This window comes from Rhodococcus sp. 05-2255-3B1 (assembly GCF_002258545.1).
Taxonomy (GTDB): Bacteria; Actinomycetota; Actinomycetes; order Mycobacteriales; family Mycobacteriaceae; genus Rhodococcoides.
Window position 1 is genome coordinate 25,349 of sequence record NZ_NOZC01000029.1, and the last position, 15,586, is coordinate 40,934.

Sequence of the window (15,586 nt, forward strand, 5' to 3'; positions counted from 1 at the left end):
GGGTCCAATTTCGGCCGAATGGAGTCTGGACGTGCCTACGCCTTCTCACCCGTTGCTGTCGCTCGGATTTCTCACGATCGGGCTCTTCGACGAGTCCGATCCAGCACGCGGCCACGAATCGACGTTGAACATCATCGAACTCGGCGAGCAGCTCGGCTTCGACAGTGCATGGCTTCGGCATCGCCACCTGCAGTTCGGAATATCGTCGCCCATCGCAGTCATGGCTGCGGCGTCGCAGCGGACCCATCGGATAGCGCTCGGTACAGCAGTGACGCCACTGGGTTGGGAGAACCCACTGCGACTGGCAGAGGACCTGGCGACGGTCGACGTGTTGTCCGGTGGGCGGATCAATCCCGGAGTCAGTGTGGGACAACCGATGCAGTTCGACCGGGTCAAGCATTCGCTCTATCCCGACACCGCGGATACCGAGGATTTCGGGTACGAACGGGTATCGAGGCTACTCGGGTTCGTCGCCGGGGAGCCGGCGTCGACGTGGTCGGGGACCGAGGGCATCGAGTCGTATTCCGCTCGCGTGCAGCCGCATTCACCCGGTCTGCGTGGTCGGATGTGGTACGGGGGAGCGAGCCTGCGGTCGGCGCAGTGGGCCGGTGAGAACGAGATGAATCTTCTGGTCAGCAGCGTGGTGCGCGCCGAGGAGTCGACCGATTTCGACGACATCCAGCTCTCCCACATCCGGCGCTTTCGTCGGTTTCACCCGGCCGGGAACGATGCGAGGGTCTCGCAAGGGTTGGTGGTGATCCCGACCGACAGTGCGAGCCCGTCGCAGACGGCCAAGTACGAGGAGTACGTGCGTGGGCGATCGGCACGCACGCTCGAGCCACAGGGTCCGGCTCGGATGATGTTCGCGCCCGACCTCGTCGGGACTTCGGACGTGATCGCCGAGAAGTTGTACGCAAACAAGTCTTTTCGTGAGGTGGACGAGGTGGCGTTCGCACTGCCGTTCAGCTTCGACCACGAGGACTACGTGCAGATTCTGACCGACATGGCACACACGCTCGGGCCCGCACTCGGATGGGCACCTGCACAGCAGTGAGGGCGATCGGGTCGGTGCCCGATCGCCCTCACCCAGGTGTGACTAGCCGCCGGTGATCGGTGAGTTGAAGGCACACGGGATCGACTTCGTGGGGAAGCCCTTCGGATCCAGTGCGTTCTTCACGATGCCGATCGCTCGAGGCGAGACAGAGATCGACAGGTGATCGGACAGATCGATGCCGCAGCCGTCCTGCAACGTGACGTTGTTGACGGTGGCACCGGGACCCGCGGTGAGGAACGTCGTCTTGTAGGGGGTCACCACCTCGTCGTACTTGGTACCGATCACGGTGTACTTGATGCCGGGGTCGGTGTCGCCGCCCACTGCCAATCCCTTGACCAGAGCGGAATCGATGACCTGGTCCGAGGCTGCGGGTCCGGCGATGGCACCGACAACGCCGAGCACGTTCAGACCCAGGTTGTTGATCGTGCGACCGAGCGTGCCGATTCCGACGAGAGTGGTGCCGTGGTTGGACCCGGCGACGCTCACGACGGTGTTCACCTTGTTCTTGGTCGGATCGGCGGGGTTGGCACCACCCTCGAAGCGAAGGTACTGGCGGGTGACGAGTCCGCCCTGGGAATGGCCGACGATATCGACCTGCGCAGAACCGGTCGCGGTACGCACGGCGTCGATGTACGTGGCGATCTCCTTCGCGCTGGATGCAACGGATGCGGTACCGCGCAGTGACGGGAGGTTGCCGACGATGCTCGGGTCGCTGTCACCGTAGTTCAGCGCGAAGATGCAGTAGCCCTCCTTCTTGAGCGCAGGCGACATCCGCGCGAAGTTGTTGTAGGCGTTCTCCCAGGTGCCGTGCAGCAGCACGACCGGACGCGGATGCGCCGCCGACGGCTTGCAGTTCCAGTCGTTGGCACCCTGAGGTGCGACATTGGGATTGACGATGCTGTAGAGGAATCCGGCCAGGAAGTTCTTCTGTTCCGGTCCGTAACCCGTGGTCTCGGTCCGTGGGTCGTAGGTGACGGTCGCGGGAGCGGCCGATTGGATGTTCGGCTGGGCGATACCCTGGTCGGCTGCCTTCGGTGATGCCTCGGTCGGGCCGGGGGGAACGACAGTGGCACCCTGCACGGTGGCAGGCGGGGCAGGCGGGGCAGGTGCGGGCGCGGGCTGTGCCTGTGCTGCGACACCGGCACCGAGGGTGAGTGAGCACGCCATTGCCGCGATCATCGCAGCGCGCACCGTCGCTGCCTTCCGCGTTGCGCGGAGGATGGACCGAGAAGTGGTCATGGAGCCTGACTTTCGACGAGGGTTGATGGACAAGGCGGAACAGTAGGTGCGGATTCGGGTCGTATGCGCCCTCCTGCCAGGCGTTTGGAATTTGGCCGCAACCGACGCGTCATCTGTGAGAAATCGTCACAATTGAGCTCCGGGGGACGAATCTGGATGGACTGCCGGATATATTCGGTAAAACAATCCACAGGTTTGATTTTTGTTCTACTGTTCGTGTGTCTGCCGCCCGGTCTCGCTCGATGTGGCTGCACGCGCGACGGTGAGACCGAGCGATCCGTCGAGGAGCCGGTCGGACGGGAAGCGAACCCGAAGAGGGTGTCGAGTTTCGAGGGGTGGGGTCTTCGGTGACGGCAGCAGAGAGCGTGCACGTGTCGCAAGAGGAGTACGTCAGCGGGCGGCGGGCCTCCGACCGTCTGCGGACGCCGAGAGAGACAGCCGCGCGCATGTTGGATCAGTACTTCGGTGAACCCGAGGACACACCACCACCGCGCGAGTGTGCCCGCGGTGAGCTCGACGACATGACGACGACCTGCTGCGAACTGGCGACCGGTGTCCTCGAATCCGGTCGGCTACCGATACCCGGTGCCATGGACGTCTTTCGCGACGCGGCAACCCGATGGGCCCGAGACGGTGTACCGCTCGGCCGGATCCAACATGCCATCAACGAGGGCTGCGCACTCGCTGTGCGACAGGCGTCCCGTTCGGTCGACGAGGACGCGGGCGATCGGCTGGTCGAGGGAACCGTCCTGGTCATGGAACTGTTGGACGTCGTCACCGCGGCGGTGTCCGACGCCTACCTGGTCGAATTTCGGACGCTGACCCAGAACGGTCCCCGTCACGACGTGGAACTGCTCGACGCGTTGCTGACCGGTGACGGTACGGCTCGTAAGATCGCCGACCGGATGGGTACGCTGCTTGCCGAGGATTATCACGTTGTCGCCCTGCACATTCCGGCGCACGCCGAAGAGGGTGGCCGACGGATCGACGCGGCGATGACGGCGGCTCGAAAGCTGCGAAGAATGCACTCGGCGCTGGCGACGTTCGACGCGGAGTACCTGCCCATCGCCTCTATCAGCCCCACCGGCGGAACCGTCCTGCTGCCCGATGTTCCCGGTGTCGACATCGGCGAACTCGTCGATCGTCTCGCCGACGCGGGTCAGGTGGTGATGACCGCGACGACCGGGTCGGCCGCGGTCGACGACATCGCCACGACCGCGCCCCACCTGTACGAACTGCTCGGTCTGGTGCGTCGACTCGGATACGCACCCGGGACGTACCGGATGTCGGATCTCGTGTTCGAGTACCAGGTGAGCAGGCCGGGCCTGGGTCGCAAACATCTCGTGACACTGATCGATCCGCTGCGCGATTCCGTCGATCTGTTGCCGACGCTGCAAGCGTTCGTCGACTCGGACTCCAACCGAAAGAAGACGGCCACCTGGCTGACGGTGCATCCCAACACCGTCGACTACCGCTTGAAGAGGGTGGAGCAGCTCACCGGGCTCGATCCGATGAAGCCGTCCGGACTGCGAAGACTGCATGCCGCGCTGATCGCCGACCGCCTCGAGGCCCGCCGCGTTCCGGTGGACGAGCGATCACTGTGACTGCGCCGGACGGCGCGGTGCTGGCAGCATCGGCGGCGCTCGATTCGGTGGAGTCCGTCGCTGCTCTCTTCCAGCCCGTCGTCGAACTCGCCACCGGTACCGTCGTGGGATACGAGGCCCTGGCCAGGTGGCCGTCTCCGAGCCTGGCCGTTCCCGAAGACGTCTTCGCGCTGGCCCGAGAGCGTGGGATGGTGGGTCGCGTCGATGTGGCGTGTCGCGCCGCCGCGTTGCGGGCAGCACGCGAGTGCGCGTATTCGCGTCGGGTGCGCTTCTTTCTCAACATCGAGCCGGGTTGTTTCGCCGACGAACGTGACGTCGCCACCCACCTCGATGCGATCGGTGACGATCTCGACGTCGTACTCGAGATCACCGAGCGAGACCTCGACCGAAACGTCCCGTTGCTGATGGCCCTGGTTCGAGGAGCCCGCGCTCGCGGCATGTCGGTGGCCATGGACGACGTGGGTGCCACGCCCGCGACGTTGGAACTGCTGGCCGCCGTCGCGCCGGACATCGTCAAACTCGACGCGTCGATCATCCGATCTCCGTATCGGTCGCGTGCCGCGGTGCGGCAGGTGCGCGCGTACGTCCGCACGAGCGATGCAGTCCTACTGGCCGAAGGAATCGAAACCCACAGTCATCTGCGTCGTGCCAAGTCTCTGGGAGCAACCCTCGGTCAGGGTTGGTTGTTCGGCCGTCCATTGCCGTTGCCGAATCCGCCGATCTGATCGGTGGCCTGCAACGAGGAAACCCCGCACCTGCGACGGCCGAGGCCTGGGTGCGGGGTTTCGATTCGACCGATCGAGACGATCAGTTCGTGAACTTGTCCTTGATGTTGCCTGCAGCGTCCGAGACGTCGTCGCCGACCTGCTTGGTCTTGCCCGACGCCTGATCCTTTGCGCCTTCGGCAGCAAGATCGTCGTTGTCGGTCTTGTGGCCGATCTTTTCCTTGGCTTCGCCCACGAGCTCTTCTGCCTTGTGCTTTGCCTTGTCGATGAAATCAGCCATGAGAACTCCTCGAAATCGATTGTCTTCGTCCGTTCGGGGAGAGCTATACCCGCGATCGGAGTCGGTAATCATGCACAGCGCGTCCGGGTTGTGCCGGGCCGATTCGGGTAAGCGCGCTCCATGGATCAACACAACGACGCCGAGTCGGCCTCCGAGACGCCCTCGCCCGAACACCAGCGCCCGAGCGGCGTGGACGACGCGACTGTGGCCGCGGTGGGAAAGCTCTCCGAGGCCCTCGAATGTGTCGAGCGCGCTCGTGGGCATCTCTACTCGTTTCACCAGCTGATGGGGCACGCAGATCTGCTGCTCGGCGACGCGGTCGATGCACTTGCCGATGCAGGCCACACCACTGCATCCGAGCGGATCGACACGGACATGATCGGTCGTAACATCGCACCGGGGCGGTGGACCTTTCAGCTCGTCGAAGAATTCGACGACGGATATTGGGGCCCGTTGCGCGAACACGATCGTGCGGTGCGAAACGAGTTGATGGACGGGCGTCGCCACGTCTTCGAGGCCGAGATGAAGGAGAAGCGTCGAACCCACGGCCGCAGCGGGCACGAGGCCAGGCCGACCGACTGACCCTTCGAAACGACGAACACCGACCTCGCCGGCTCACGGCGAGATCGGTGTTCGGATGGACGGTGTCTAGCCTGCTTGCTTCGCCGCGTCGACCTCGCTGGTCGCGTTGGCGGTGGAGAGCTGACCACCGGAATTCTCCAGGTGTGCCCGCACGAACCAGTGGAAGAGTTCGAGCTGCGCGCTCTGACCGATCAGCATGTCCTCGGTCACCGGGTCGATCTCGCCGACCTCTTCGATGTTCTTGCGAGTGGTCTCGATGACCCCGGTGTACACCAGGTCGAGTGCACCGAGGTGCTCGATGGCCGTCGCGCGACCGATCGAGTAGTCGTCCCAGCTGCGCTCGGAGACGATGGTGCCCGGTGTGCCCTTCGCCGAGGAGCCGAGGGTCGCGATGCGCTCGGCGACGTCGTCCGCGAAACCGCGAACTGCTTCGACCTGAGGATCGAGCATCTCGTGTACCGAGATGAAGTTGGGTCCGACGACATTCCAGTGAATGTGCTTGAGAGTCAGATGGAGATCGTTGTAGGCGTTCAGTCGATCCTGAAGGATCGCGGCGACGCGCGCGCCCACTTCCGAGGTGAGTCCGGGAACGGTGTACGAGTTCTTTTCAGCCATGCGCGTTGTTTGCCCCGTCCCCTCGGAACACAAACATGCCCCGCCGAATCGAATTCGGCGGGGCATGTGTGGTGAGCGGTCAGGACTTGTCGAGTCTCGGCGAGTCCGTGCCCGACGTTCCGGTCGACGAGGTGCCGGCCGAGGAGGTTCCGTTCGTCGGATCGACGATCGGGCTGTCGGCAGCGACCTGGTCGATCGCGTCTGCCGTGTCTTCCTCGGGAGGATTCTTCAGGCTCAGGATGATCGAGCCTGCCAGGACCACGATGATGACCACCAGGCTGACCAGAGACGGGATCTCGGGGATCGATGTGCTGATCACCTTGTGTCCGGCCTGCAGGATCAGCTTGACGCCGATGAAGGCGAGGATGATCGCCAGTCCCTTGGACAGGTAGTGGAACTTCTCGAGCAACCCTGCGAGCAGGAAGTACAGGGCGCGGAGGCCGAGGATGGCGAACGCGTTCGAGGAGTAGACGATGAACGGGTCGTCCGTCACCGCGAGGACGGCAGGAACGCTGTCCACGGCGAAGACCAGGTCGGCGGCTTCGATCGCCACCACGACGGCGAGAAGTGGTGTGGCCACCCGCTTGCCGGCTTCCTTGACGAAGAACTTGGTTCCTTCGTATTCGTCGCGGACAGGAATGATCTTGCGAAGCAGGCGAACTGCGATCGAGGTACTCGGGTCGTACGAGTCGTCCTCGTCCTTCATCAGCTTGTAGGCGCTGTAGAGCAGGATCGCTGCGAAGACGAACAGAACGGCAGCGAACTTGCTGACGATGGCCACACCTGCGGCCAGGAAGATCGCGCGGAAGACGAGGGCACCGATCACACCGAAGAACAGCACCCGGTGCTGGTACTCACGGGGAACCTTGAAGTAGCCGAAGATCAGCGCGAAGACGAAGAGGTTGTCGACGGACAGACTCTTCTCGAGCAACCAGGCCGTCGTGTACTCGACTCCGGCCGTGGTTCCCAACGTGAAGAACACCACGATGCCGAAGATGATCGCCACGCCGACCCACAGTGCGCTCCACCATGCGGCTTCCTTGAAGCCGATGATGTGCGCACCGCGGTGCGCCAACAGGTCGATGGCCAACAGGATGAGGACGACGGCACCGAATGCCGCCCATGCCCACCACGGGACGACGTTCATGAACGGCCACCTCTATTCGTGAATTTGCTGCCGAGTTGCTTCAACTTCGCCTGATTCTCGGGCTTGGTTGCGTACCGACGTGCTTGATCGATCATCTTCTTGCCCTGTGGGCTGCGAGCGAACGATGTCAATTTCTGTGTCAACGACGCCATCTGTCACACGCTCCTTTTCGTTCTCGTCTGTCTTCGTCCTACCGGTGTTCCGGCCGTGCGTTCGGGCCTCTGCGGAAAACGCTCGGTCATTCCGCGACTACTCCAGTGTGACTGTTCGCTTTCCTGCAGGCATGGTCGTTTTGCGGACACGTTTCGACCGATTTGGTTGCCTGGTTACGGCAATTCGAGCAGTCTGTACCCGTTACGAAGGCGAGCGAACCTCGGGCCAGTCGAGCAGCTTCGCTCCGAGTACCGCCGTGTGCAGCGCGAATGCCTCGACGGGGTTGCCCACATTCTGCCCGGTCAAATCCTTTATTCGAGACAATCTGTAGGTCACTGCCCGCACCGACAGATGCATCCGGCGTGCGGTGGATGCGGTGTTCGCGCCGGTGTCGAAGTACACCTGCAACGTCTCCAACAGGGGACCCGCCCCGCCTCGCGCGCCCAGCAACGGTGTCAACAACGTGTCGACCAGATCGGCGATCGCCGCACGGTCACTGATCAGGACGCGGTAGACGAGCAGATCACGCGCATCGATCACGGATGCGTCGAACCCGAGCGAGGCGGCGAGATCGAGCGCGTCGAGGGCTTCCCGATACGACGCAGCGACACCGACCGCCCCGCTGCGTGGGCGGCCGATCCCGATCTGCGTCCGGCCGTATTCCCCTTTGCGCCGGAGGTCGACCGATTCGCTCGACGCCGAGTTGGACGTACCGAGGGCGCGTCCGACCCGGTCGAGGACATGGTCGACGGCGTCGAGGTCGGGTGCCGGGAACACCAGAATCAACCGGTCCTGCTTGGTGGCCACGAGCAATTCGGCGTCTCCCTTGCTGCCCTGCACGCTGCGCTCGACGAGGGTGATGGCAGAGCTGGCGTCGGTGAACGGCTTGGTCGACGTCACCACGGCCACCACGTGCGGGCTCGACAGGTCGAGGCCGAACGTCTGCGCGCGCCCGAGGACCCCGGCGACATCGGAGGTGCCCGAGAGCAGATCGTCGACGAATTCACGGCGGGCGAGTACTTCGGCTCGCACGAGAGTGCGCCGGGCGAGCTGAAATCCCTCGGCCAGTTCGGCCACCGCGTCGTCGACCGCGCGCAGCATGACCTCGCCTGCGGTGACGACTCCGGCCGGGTCGTCCGCGGCGGCGACGACAGCGGGTAGTTCCCGCCACAGCCGCCACGCAGAGGTCAGGTACAGGTCCAGCAACGCCCGCAGTGCGACGCCTGCGCGGGCAGCAGCATCACCCTGCGCTCGAAATTCCTGCAGCTGCCCGCGGTTCAATGGGACGCCTGCATCGACGGCGTCGGCGAGAACGTCGAGGAAGCTGCCCAGTAGAGCGACGTCGAGTCCGCCTGCGTCCGAGGCGGCCTGCGCAGCGACCGAATCGAGCGGTAGCGCATCGCGCTGTGTGGCCATCTGTTCTCGTGTCTCCCATCCGACTCGAGGCCAATGGTAGGCATCGAGGCTGCGGCGAAGAAACGGACCGGTGTGGGAATCGACCGATTCCACCGCGTGTTCGGCGTGCGAGAGGCGGTATCGGGGAGCACAATCAGCCGATCCGCACCGTTCGTCTCCACGTTGGGAGTGCCGGCCATGACATCGTCGAACAGACCTGCATCGAGTCTGCGATCTCAACTGCTTCGCAGGAAGCCGATCGTGGATCCGGACCAGCAGAGCAGTGGCGGGTTGGAACGGACCATCGGCACCTTCCAACTGACGATGTTCGGCGTCGGTGCCACCATCGGTACCGGCATCTTCTTCGTGCTCTCGCTCGCGGTCCCCGAAGCCGGTCCCGCGGTGGTGCTCTCGTTCCTGGCCGCGGGTGTGGCGGCCGGTCTCGCAGCCATCTGTTACGCCGAAATGGCCTCGGCGGTACCGGTTTCCGGCTCGACCTACTCGTACGCGTATGTGACGATGGGCGAGGTTGTCGCGATGGGCGTCGCCGCCTGTCTGTTGCTCGAGTACGGAGTGTCCAGCGCTGCCGTCGCCGTCGGGTGGAGCGGGTACCTCAACGAGCTGTTGAACAACCTCTTCGGCTTCACCATCCCGCACGCGCTGTCGGCTGCGCCGGGTGACGCCGACCCCGGCATCATGAATCTGCCTGCAGTCGTGCTGATCGTGCTGTGCGCCGTTCTGCTCATTCGTGGCGCGAGCGAGTCGGCGGCGGTCAACGCAGTCATGGTCGTCATCAAACTCGGTGTGCTGGCTCTGTTCGCGATCGTCGGATTCACCGCCTTCGACTCCGGCAACTTCTCGGACTTCATGCCCCTGGGCGCAGCAGGGGTGACGGCGGCCGCGGGCACGATCTTCTTCTCGTTCATCGGACTCGACGCGGTGTCCACTGCGGGCGACGAGGTGAAGGATCCTCAGAAGACCATGCCGCGGGCCATCGTTGCGGCGCTGATCGTCGTCATCGTCTTCTATCTCGTCGTGGCCGTGGCCGCTCTGGGGACGCAGCCGTGGACCGACTTCGCCGGCCAGGAGGAAGCCGGGCTGGCGGAAATCCTGCGCAACGTCACCGGGCAAGCCTGGCCGGCAACGATTCTGGCTGCAGGTGCGGTCATCTCGATCTTCTCGGTGACGCTGGTGACGATGTACGGGCAGACTCGCATCCTGTTCGCGATGGGCCGGGACGGCATGTTGCCCAAAGCTTTCGCCAAGGTCAGCCCCCGCACGCACACGCCGGTCAACAACACGATCGTCGTCGCCGTCGTGATTTCGATCCTCGCCGCGTTCATTCCGCTCGACAAGCTGGCGGACCTGGTGTCGATCGGCACCCTCGTCGCATTCATCGTCGTATCCGTCGGGGTGATCGTGCTGCGCCGTTCGATGCCCGATCTCGAACGGCCGTTCAAGGTTCCGGGATACCCGGTCACTCCGGTGCTGTCGGTCCTCGCCTGCCTGTACATCCTGTCCGGACTGCACTGGACCACGTGGTTCTGGTTCGGGCTCTGGCTTGCGGTGGTGTTGGCGTTCTACTGGTTCTGGGGTCGGCACCACTCGACGCTGCGCGGAGCAGAGCAGGACCTGCGATGAGTGTCCTGATCGCATTCGCGCCGGGGAAAGGCAGCGTCGGTGCCCTCGATCTCGGTGCCCAGATCGCTCGGTCGCTCGGCACCGACATCGATGTGGCGACGGTGGTGCCCAAACCGTGGTCGACTCCGTCGATGGCACGGGTGGATGCGGAGTTCGCCGACTGGGCCGCGACGACTGCAGCCGAGTCGGAGGCGAAAGCGCGCCACTACCTCGAAGACCGGGCACCCGACATCACTGCATCGTTCCACCGATTCGCACACCGCTCGGTCTCGACGGCGTTGACCGAGGCGGCCGAGAGCATCTCGGCCTCGATACTGGTTCTCGGCTCCTCGGGCGACGGCGCTCTCGGGCAGGTGGTCGTCGGGTCGACGGCAGACAAGCTTCTGCACTCGTCCCCGGTGACCGTGGCGCTCGCTCCCCGCGGCTATCGGATGCGCGAACGCGCCACACTGACCCGGATCACGTGCGCGTTCTCCGGCGACAGCGAGGCGTCGCGCGTCGTGGGTCCGACCGCCGAACTCGCCCGAGACGCGGGTATCCCGCTCCGCTTGGCGTCGTTCGTCGTCCGGGGAGCGACGATGTATCCGCCCGAGGTCGGCCTACGCGTCGAGGACGACGTTGCCGCCGAACTCGCCGTCGGGTTGACCGAGGCACTGACCGCGGCGATGGACGACGCAGTCGCGGTTGGGCTTTCGGCCGAGCAGGTCACGACCGAACTGGCCATGGCCGGCAGTTGGCGCGAGGCCCTCGACGAGGTTCACTGGCAGGACGGCGAAGTACTGACCATCGGATCGTCCGGGCCGCTGGGGCCGATCGCTCGGGTGTTCCTCGGTTCGCGCGCCACCAAGATCATCCGCCATTCGCCGGTGCCGATCCTGGTGTTGCCGAAACGGTGAGGCGGGCGTCCTACCGGTTGAGGGCGAGCACCGACAACAGCTCGTAGGCGACATGTGCCGCTGCAATCCCGGTGATCTCGGCGTGATCGTATGCGGGTGCCACCTCGACGATGTCGGCCCCGACCACGTGAAGGCCCACGAGTCCGCGCAGGGTGTTGAGCAACTCTCGGGACGTCATGCCACCGGCCTCGGGCGTGCCGGTGCCCGGCGCGTGCGCCGGGTCGAGAACGTCGATGTCGACCGAGACGTACACCGGACCGCCGTCGAGGCGTCGACGCATCCGTTCGACGATGCTGGCCACGCCGTCGACCTCGTAGTCGTCGGACCGAATCACCTGGAAGCCCAGTACACGATCGTCTTCGAGATCCTGCTCGCTGTAGAGCGGGCCGCGGATGCCGATGTGCTGTGAGCGTTCGAGATCGATCAGACCTTCCTCGCTGGCTCGTCGGAACGGCGTGCCGTGGGTGTAGGGAGCACCGAAGTACGTATCCCACGTGTCGAGGTGCGCGTCGAAGTGCAGTACCGCGATCGGCCCGTGATCGCGTGCGAGCGAACGCAGAATCGGCAGGGCGATGGTGTGGTCGCCGCCGAGGGTGAGAACCGAGGAGCCGTCGGCGCGCAGGTCCGTCACCGCGTCGTGCACCGTGGTCAAGGCCTCGGTGATGTCGAACGGATTGACGCCGATGTCACCGAAATCGGCCACCTGTTGGCGGGCGAAGGGTGAGACCTTCAGCGCGGGGTTGTACGGACGCAGGAGTTTCGAGGCCGCCCTGATGTGACCCGGGCCGAAACGTGCGCCGGGGCGGTAACTGACGCCGGAATCGAACGGCACACCGAGGATGGTGACGTCGGCGCGGGACACCTCGTCGAGACGGGGCAGCCGCGCGAACGTGGTCGGCTCGGCGAAGCGAGGGACCTTGGTCGCGTCGACCGGACCGATCGGCGGGTGTTCGGGATTGCTCGGGTTCATCGAGAATTCCTTCCGAATTTTCATCAGTCCGGTGACGTTCGAGTCGACCAGTTCGCCCGGCAAGCGTTACTCTGATGCTCGATCTTGTCAACACAAGTTTCCTGGAAGGCGAGAGCGGTGTCCCTTGCTACGTCGGTCGTCGGCGATGCGCCGCGTATCGGCGCACGGCTCAAGGAGGCTCGGCAGAAGAAGCGACTGACCCTCGACGCACTCGCGGACGCCTGCGGAGTCACCAAGGGATATCTGTCCAAGCTCGAACGCGACCAGGTCAATGCGTCGGTGGCGTCCCTGGTTCGAGTCTGCGCCGCCCTGGAGCTTCCGGTCGGCTCGCTGTTCGACGACGCGCCATCCGGTGAGGTGGTCCGGGCGCAGTCGTTGCCGCGCATCATGTTCGGCGGGGAAGCGATGACCGAGTACCTGTTGACGCCGGTGGGGGAGCGCCGGGTGCAGGTGTTGCTGGGTCACATCGACGCCGGTGGCGGCAGCGGAGCCGAGGCGTACACCCTCCCGCTCGACGTGACGTTCGTGCACGTGATCACCGGCGAGTTACGGGTGACCTTCGACGCGGAAGCGGACGGCACCTTCGCGGGCGACGAGGTGCTGCTCGGTCCGGGAGATGCGTTCACCTTCTCGCCGCGTCGCAGGCACAGTTTCCGAGCCGAAGGCGCAGACGGTGCTCAGGTCCTGTGGGTGTTGGCACCCGCGCTACCCGAGGAGTTGCCGATGAGGAAACAGGAGTTGCAGCCATGACCGTCACCGTGTCTCTCTATCAAGGGCCGGAACTGGCCGGCGATGTCCACTCGAACCTCGCCGCACTCGACGACGCAGCGAGAAACGCGGCCGCAGCAGGTGCATCGATTCTGGTGACCCCGGAGATGTCGGTCAGCGGATACGACATCGGTGATCTGGTACTCGAACGAGCAGAACCGTTCGACGGGCCGATCTTCGAGAAGGTGTCTACCATCGCTCGATCCCACGGCCTCGCGATCGTCTACGGATATCCCGAGCGCAGTCGATCGACGCTCGGTGGCGAGGTGGTGTTCAATGCGGTGCAGGTGGTCGATGCATCGGGACGGTCGGTGGCGCGCTATCGCAAGACCCACCTGTTCGGTGAACTCGATCGCGCGCACTTCACTCCCGGGTCGGAACTGTTGGTGCAGTTCGACTTCGGCGGACTGCGCTGCGGTCTGCTCACCTGCTACGACGTCGAATTCCCGGAAACCGTTCGCGCCCACGCCGACGCCGGAACGCAGTGGTTGATCGTCCCGACCGGCCTGATGACCCCGTTCGAGATCATCGCAACCCACGTCGTTCCGACGCGCGCGTACGAGAGTCAACTGTTCGTCACCTACGTCAATCGCTGCGGCACGGAAGCGAGTCTGACGTACTGCGGACTGACCTGCGCCGTCGCGCCGGGTGGCACCGACCTCGCGCGGGCAGGCGCGCACGAACAGCTTCTGACGGTGGTGCTGGATCCGGCCGAACTCCTTCGATCTCGCGCCGTCAACACTCACCTGGACGATCGTCGCCACGATCTGTACCGGACAGTTCTCGACCCGACAGGACCCTCGCGGTCCGAGCAGGAGACCGACCGATGACCACACCCGTCACCCCGGACAGCGCGATCGAATCCGAGGACGACCAACCGCTCACGATGTTCGGTCCTGATTTCCCGTTCGCCTACGACGACTATCTGGCGCACCCGGCCGGCCTCGGGAGCGTTCCCGACGCTGCCCTCGGTACGAAGGTCGCGGTGATCGGGGGCGGACTCGCGGGTATGGTCGTCGCGCGCGAGTTGCTCAGGCTCGGCCTGGAACCCGTTGTGTACGAATCGGATCGAATCGGCGGCCGGATGCGGTCGGTGCCGTTCGAGGGGCACCCGGGTGTGGTGGCCGAGATGGGTGCGATGCGGTTTCCGCCGTCGTCGACGGCACTGTTCCACTACCTCGACGCAGTCGGGCTGGAGACGACGCCGTTTCCGAACCCGTTGGCAGAAGCGACCCCCAGTACGGTGATCGACCTCAAGGGCGAGAGCCACTACGCCCAGAAGCTCGAGGATCTACCGCCGGTGTTCGCCGAGGTCGCCGATGCGTGGAACCGGACGTTGGAGGAACACGCCGAACTGATCCCACTGCAGCGGGCCATCCGCAGGCGCGACGTTGCCGAGATCAAGCGAATCTGGAACGAGCTGATCGTGAAGTTCGACGATCAGACCTTCTACGGATTTCTCGCTGCATCCGAACACTTCTCGTCGTTTCGGATGCGAGAGCTGTTCGGCCAGGTCGGTTTCGGAACGGGCGGATGGGACACCGACTACCCCAACTCGATCCTCGAGATCCTTCGAGTCGTCATCACGGCGGCGGACGACCACCACCGCGGAATCGTCGGCGGCTCACAGCAACTGCCGATGCGGCTGTGGACCGATTCGCCGGCGAAGATGGCGCACTGGCCCGCGGGAACGTCGGTGGCGTCGCTGAACGGCGGCACCACGATGTCGCGTGTCACCGAGATCAGACGTACCGACGGCGGCACCACGATCCACGACGACCGCGGCAACATTCGTACCTACGCGGCCGCCGTCGTGACCGCCCAGAGCTGGATGCTGCTCAGCAACATCAGGTGTGACGACGATCTGTTTCCCATCGACCACTGGACCGCCATCGAACGCACCCACTACATGGGGTCGACCAAGGTGTTCGCACTCGTCGACCGGCCCTTCTGGAAGGACAAGGATCCGGTCACCGGCCGCGATGTGGTCAGCATGACGCTGACCGACCGGATGAGCCGTGGCACCTACCTACTCGACCAAGGGGAGGGCAGGCCTGGGCTGATCTGCCTGTCCTACACGTGGTCCGACGATTCGCTCAAGCTGCTGGCCCTGGACCCGACCGAGCGAATGAACATCATGCTGCGCTCGCTCGAGGAGATCTATCCCGGCGTCGATTTCCGCAGTCACATCATCTCCACGCCGGTCACGCTGTCCTGGGAAACCGAACGCGACTTCATGGGTGCCTTCAAAGCCAACCTGCCCGGTCACTACCGCTACCAGGAGAGGCTGTTCACGCACTTCGTGCAACACCGACTCGACCCGCGACATCGAGGAATCTTCCTTGCCGGCGACGACATCTCGTGGACGGCGGGGTGGGCCGAGGGTGCCATTCATACCGCACTGAATGCGGTGTGGGGCGTCGTGCATCATCTGGGAGGAAAGTCGGCAGAGGGCAATCCGGGGCCGGGCGACGTCTTCGATGCCATCGCACCACTTCGATTGGGTGACTAGGTCGC

At 64.6% G+C, this 15,586-nt stretch carries 15 protein-coding genes; 9 read left to right on the forward strand and 6 right to left on the reverse strand.

Features of this window, described 5'->3' with window-relative positions; genetic code table 11:
• Nucleotides 1-31 precede the first annotated feature (31 nt).
• Nucleotides 32-1,054 carry an LLM class flavin-dependent oxidoreductase gene (locus CH249_RS16785; RefSeq protein ID WP_032397617.1) on the forward strand — a complete coding sequence of 341 codons (1,023 nt, stop codon included), beginning with the start codon at nt 32-34 and terminating at the stop codon, nt 1,052-1,054.
• Nucleotides 1,055-1,096: 42 nt separating this feature from the next.
• Here the strand turns inward: CH249_RS16785 and CH249_RS16790 are convergent, their stop codons facing one another.
• On the reverse strand, nt 1,097-2,293 hold the full coding sequence (locus CH249_RS16790; protein ID WP_094681556.1) for a triacylglycerol lipase: 1,197 nt from the start codon (nt 2,291-2,293) through the stop codon (nt 1,097-1,099).
• 347 nt (nt 2,294-2,640) lie between these two features.
• Here CH249_RS16790 and CH249_RS16795 point away from each other — a divergent pair, with 347 nt between their 5' ends.
• Entirely contained in the window at nt 2,641-3,897 is a 1,257-nt protein-coding gene (locus CH249_RS16795) for a CdaR family transcriptional regulator (RefSeq protein WP_032398269.1), read from the forward strand.
• A complete protein-coding gene (locus tag CH249_RS16800) occupies nt 3,894-4,622 on the forward strand; it encodes an EAL domain-containing protein (protein ID WP_094656474.1) in 729 nt (242 codons plus the stop codon). The genes CH249_RS16795 and CH249_RS16800 overlap by 4 nt, the downstream gene beginning before the upstream one ends.
• 82 nt (nt 4,623-4,704) lie before the next feature.
• Here the strand turns inward: CH249_RS16800 and CH249_RS16805 are convergent, their stop codons facing one another.
• Nucleotides 4,705-4,902 (reverse strand): CsbD family protein, encoded by a 198-nt coding sequence (locus CH249_RS16805; RefSeq protein ID WP_027496220.1) that lies wholly within the window; start codon nt 4,900-4,902, stop codon nt 4,705-4,707.
• 120 nt (nt 4,903-5,022) lie between these two features.
• Between CH249_RS16805 and CH249_RS16810 the strand changes: the two genes are divergently transcribed.
• The gene (locus CH249_RS16810) at nt 5,023-5,484 is read left to right on the forward strand and encodes a hypothetical protein (RefSeq protein ID WP_094656475.1); all 462 of its coding nucleotides are present in this window, start codon (nt 5,023-5,025) and stop codon (nt 5,482-5,484) included.
• A 66-nt stretch (nt 5,485-5,550) separates the two neighbouring features.
• Here the strand turns inward: CH249_RS16810 and CH249_RS16815 are convergent, their stop codons facing one another.
• The 3 genes from CH249_RS16815 to CH249_RS16825 all read right to left on the reverse strand — a co-directional run bounded on the left by CH249_RS16815 (nt 5,551) and on the right by CH249_RS16825 (nt 8,815).
• On the reverse strand, nt 5,551-6,099 hold the full coding sequence (locus CH249_RS16815; protein WP_032397614.1) for a Dps family protein: 549 nt from the start codon (nt 6,097-6,099) through the stop codon (nt 5,551-5,553).
• 79 nt (nt 6,100-6,178) lie between these two features.
• Entirely contained in the window at nt 6,179-7,246 is a 1,068-nt protein-coding gene (locus CH249_RS16820) for a TerC family protein (protein WP_032397613.1), read from the reverse strand.
• Between the two features lie 354 nt (nt 7,247-7,600).
• The gene (locus CH249_RS16825; RefSeq protein ID WP_045200073.1) at nt 7,601-8,815 is read right to left on the reverse strand and encodes a CdaR family transcriptional regulator; all 1,215 of its coding nucleotides are present in this window, start codon (nt 8,813-8,815) and stop codon (nt 7,601-7,603) included.
• Nucleotides 8,816-8,992: 177 nt separating this feature from the next.
• On the opposite strand from CH249_RS16825, the gene CH249_RS16830 reads away from it, so the two are divergent.
• Together CH249_RS16830 and CH249_RS16835 are read left to right on the forward strand one after the other, a co-directional pair.
• Nucleotides 8,993-10,435, forward strand: coding sequence for an amino acid permease (locus CH249_RS16830; RefSeq protein WP_094681582.1), 1,443 nt, complete (start codon nt 8,993-8,995; stop codon nt 10,433-10,435).
• Nucleotides 10,432-11,331 (forward strand): universal stress protein, encoded by a 900-nt coding sequence (locus tag CH249_RS16835; RefSeq protein WP_094645437.1) that lies wholly within the window; start codon nt 10,432-10,434, stop codon nt 11,329-11,331. Before CH249_RS16830 ends, CH249_RS16835 begins: the two co-directional genes overlap by 4 nt.
• Nucleotides 11,332-11,341: 10 nt before the next feature.
• Here CH249_RS16835 and speB read toward each other — a convergent pair whose 3' ends face one another.
• Nucleotides 11,342-12,301, reverse strand: a complete 960-nt coding sequence (speB, locus tag CH249_RS16840; protein WP_032397611.1) for an agmatinase — start codon at nt 12,299-12,301, stop codon at nt 11,342-11,344.
• A gap of 117 nt (nt 12,302-12,418) precedes the next feature.
• On the opposite strand from speB, the gene CH249_RS16845 reads away from it, so the two are divergent.
• Genes CH249_RS16845 through CH249_RS16855 form a run of 3 tightly spaced genes read left to right on the forward strand, consistent with a single transcriptional unit; the run spans nt 12,419 to nt 15,581 of the window.
• Nucleotides 12,419-13,051, forward strand: coding sequence for a helix-turn-helix domain-containing protein (locus CH249_RS16845; protein WP_094681557.1), 633 nt, complete (start codon nt 12,419-12,421; stop codon nt 13,049-13,051).
• Nucleotides 13,048-13,899 carry a carbon-nitrogen hydrolase family protein gene (locus CH249_RS16850; RefSeq protein ID WP_094681558.1) on the forward strand — a complete coding sequence of 284 codons (852 nt, stop codon included), beginning with the start codon at nt 13,048-13,050 and terminating at the stop codon, nt 13,897-13,899. The genes CH249_RS16845 and CH249_RS16850 overlap by 4 nt, the downstream gene beginning before the upstream one ends.
• Entirely contained in the window at nt 13,896-15,581 is a 1,686-nt protein-coding gene (locus CH249_RS16855; protein ID WP_045196056.1) for an NAD(P)/FAD-dependent oxidoreductase, read from the forward strand. The genes CH249_RS16850 and CH249_RS16855 overlap by 4 nt, the downstream gene beginning before the upstream one ends.
• Nucleotides 15,582-15,586: the final 5 nt, after the last annotated feature.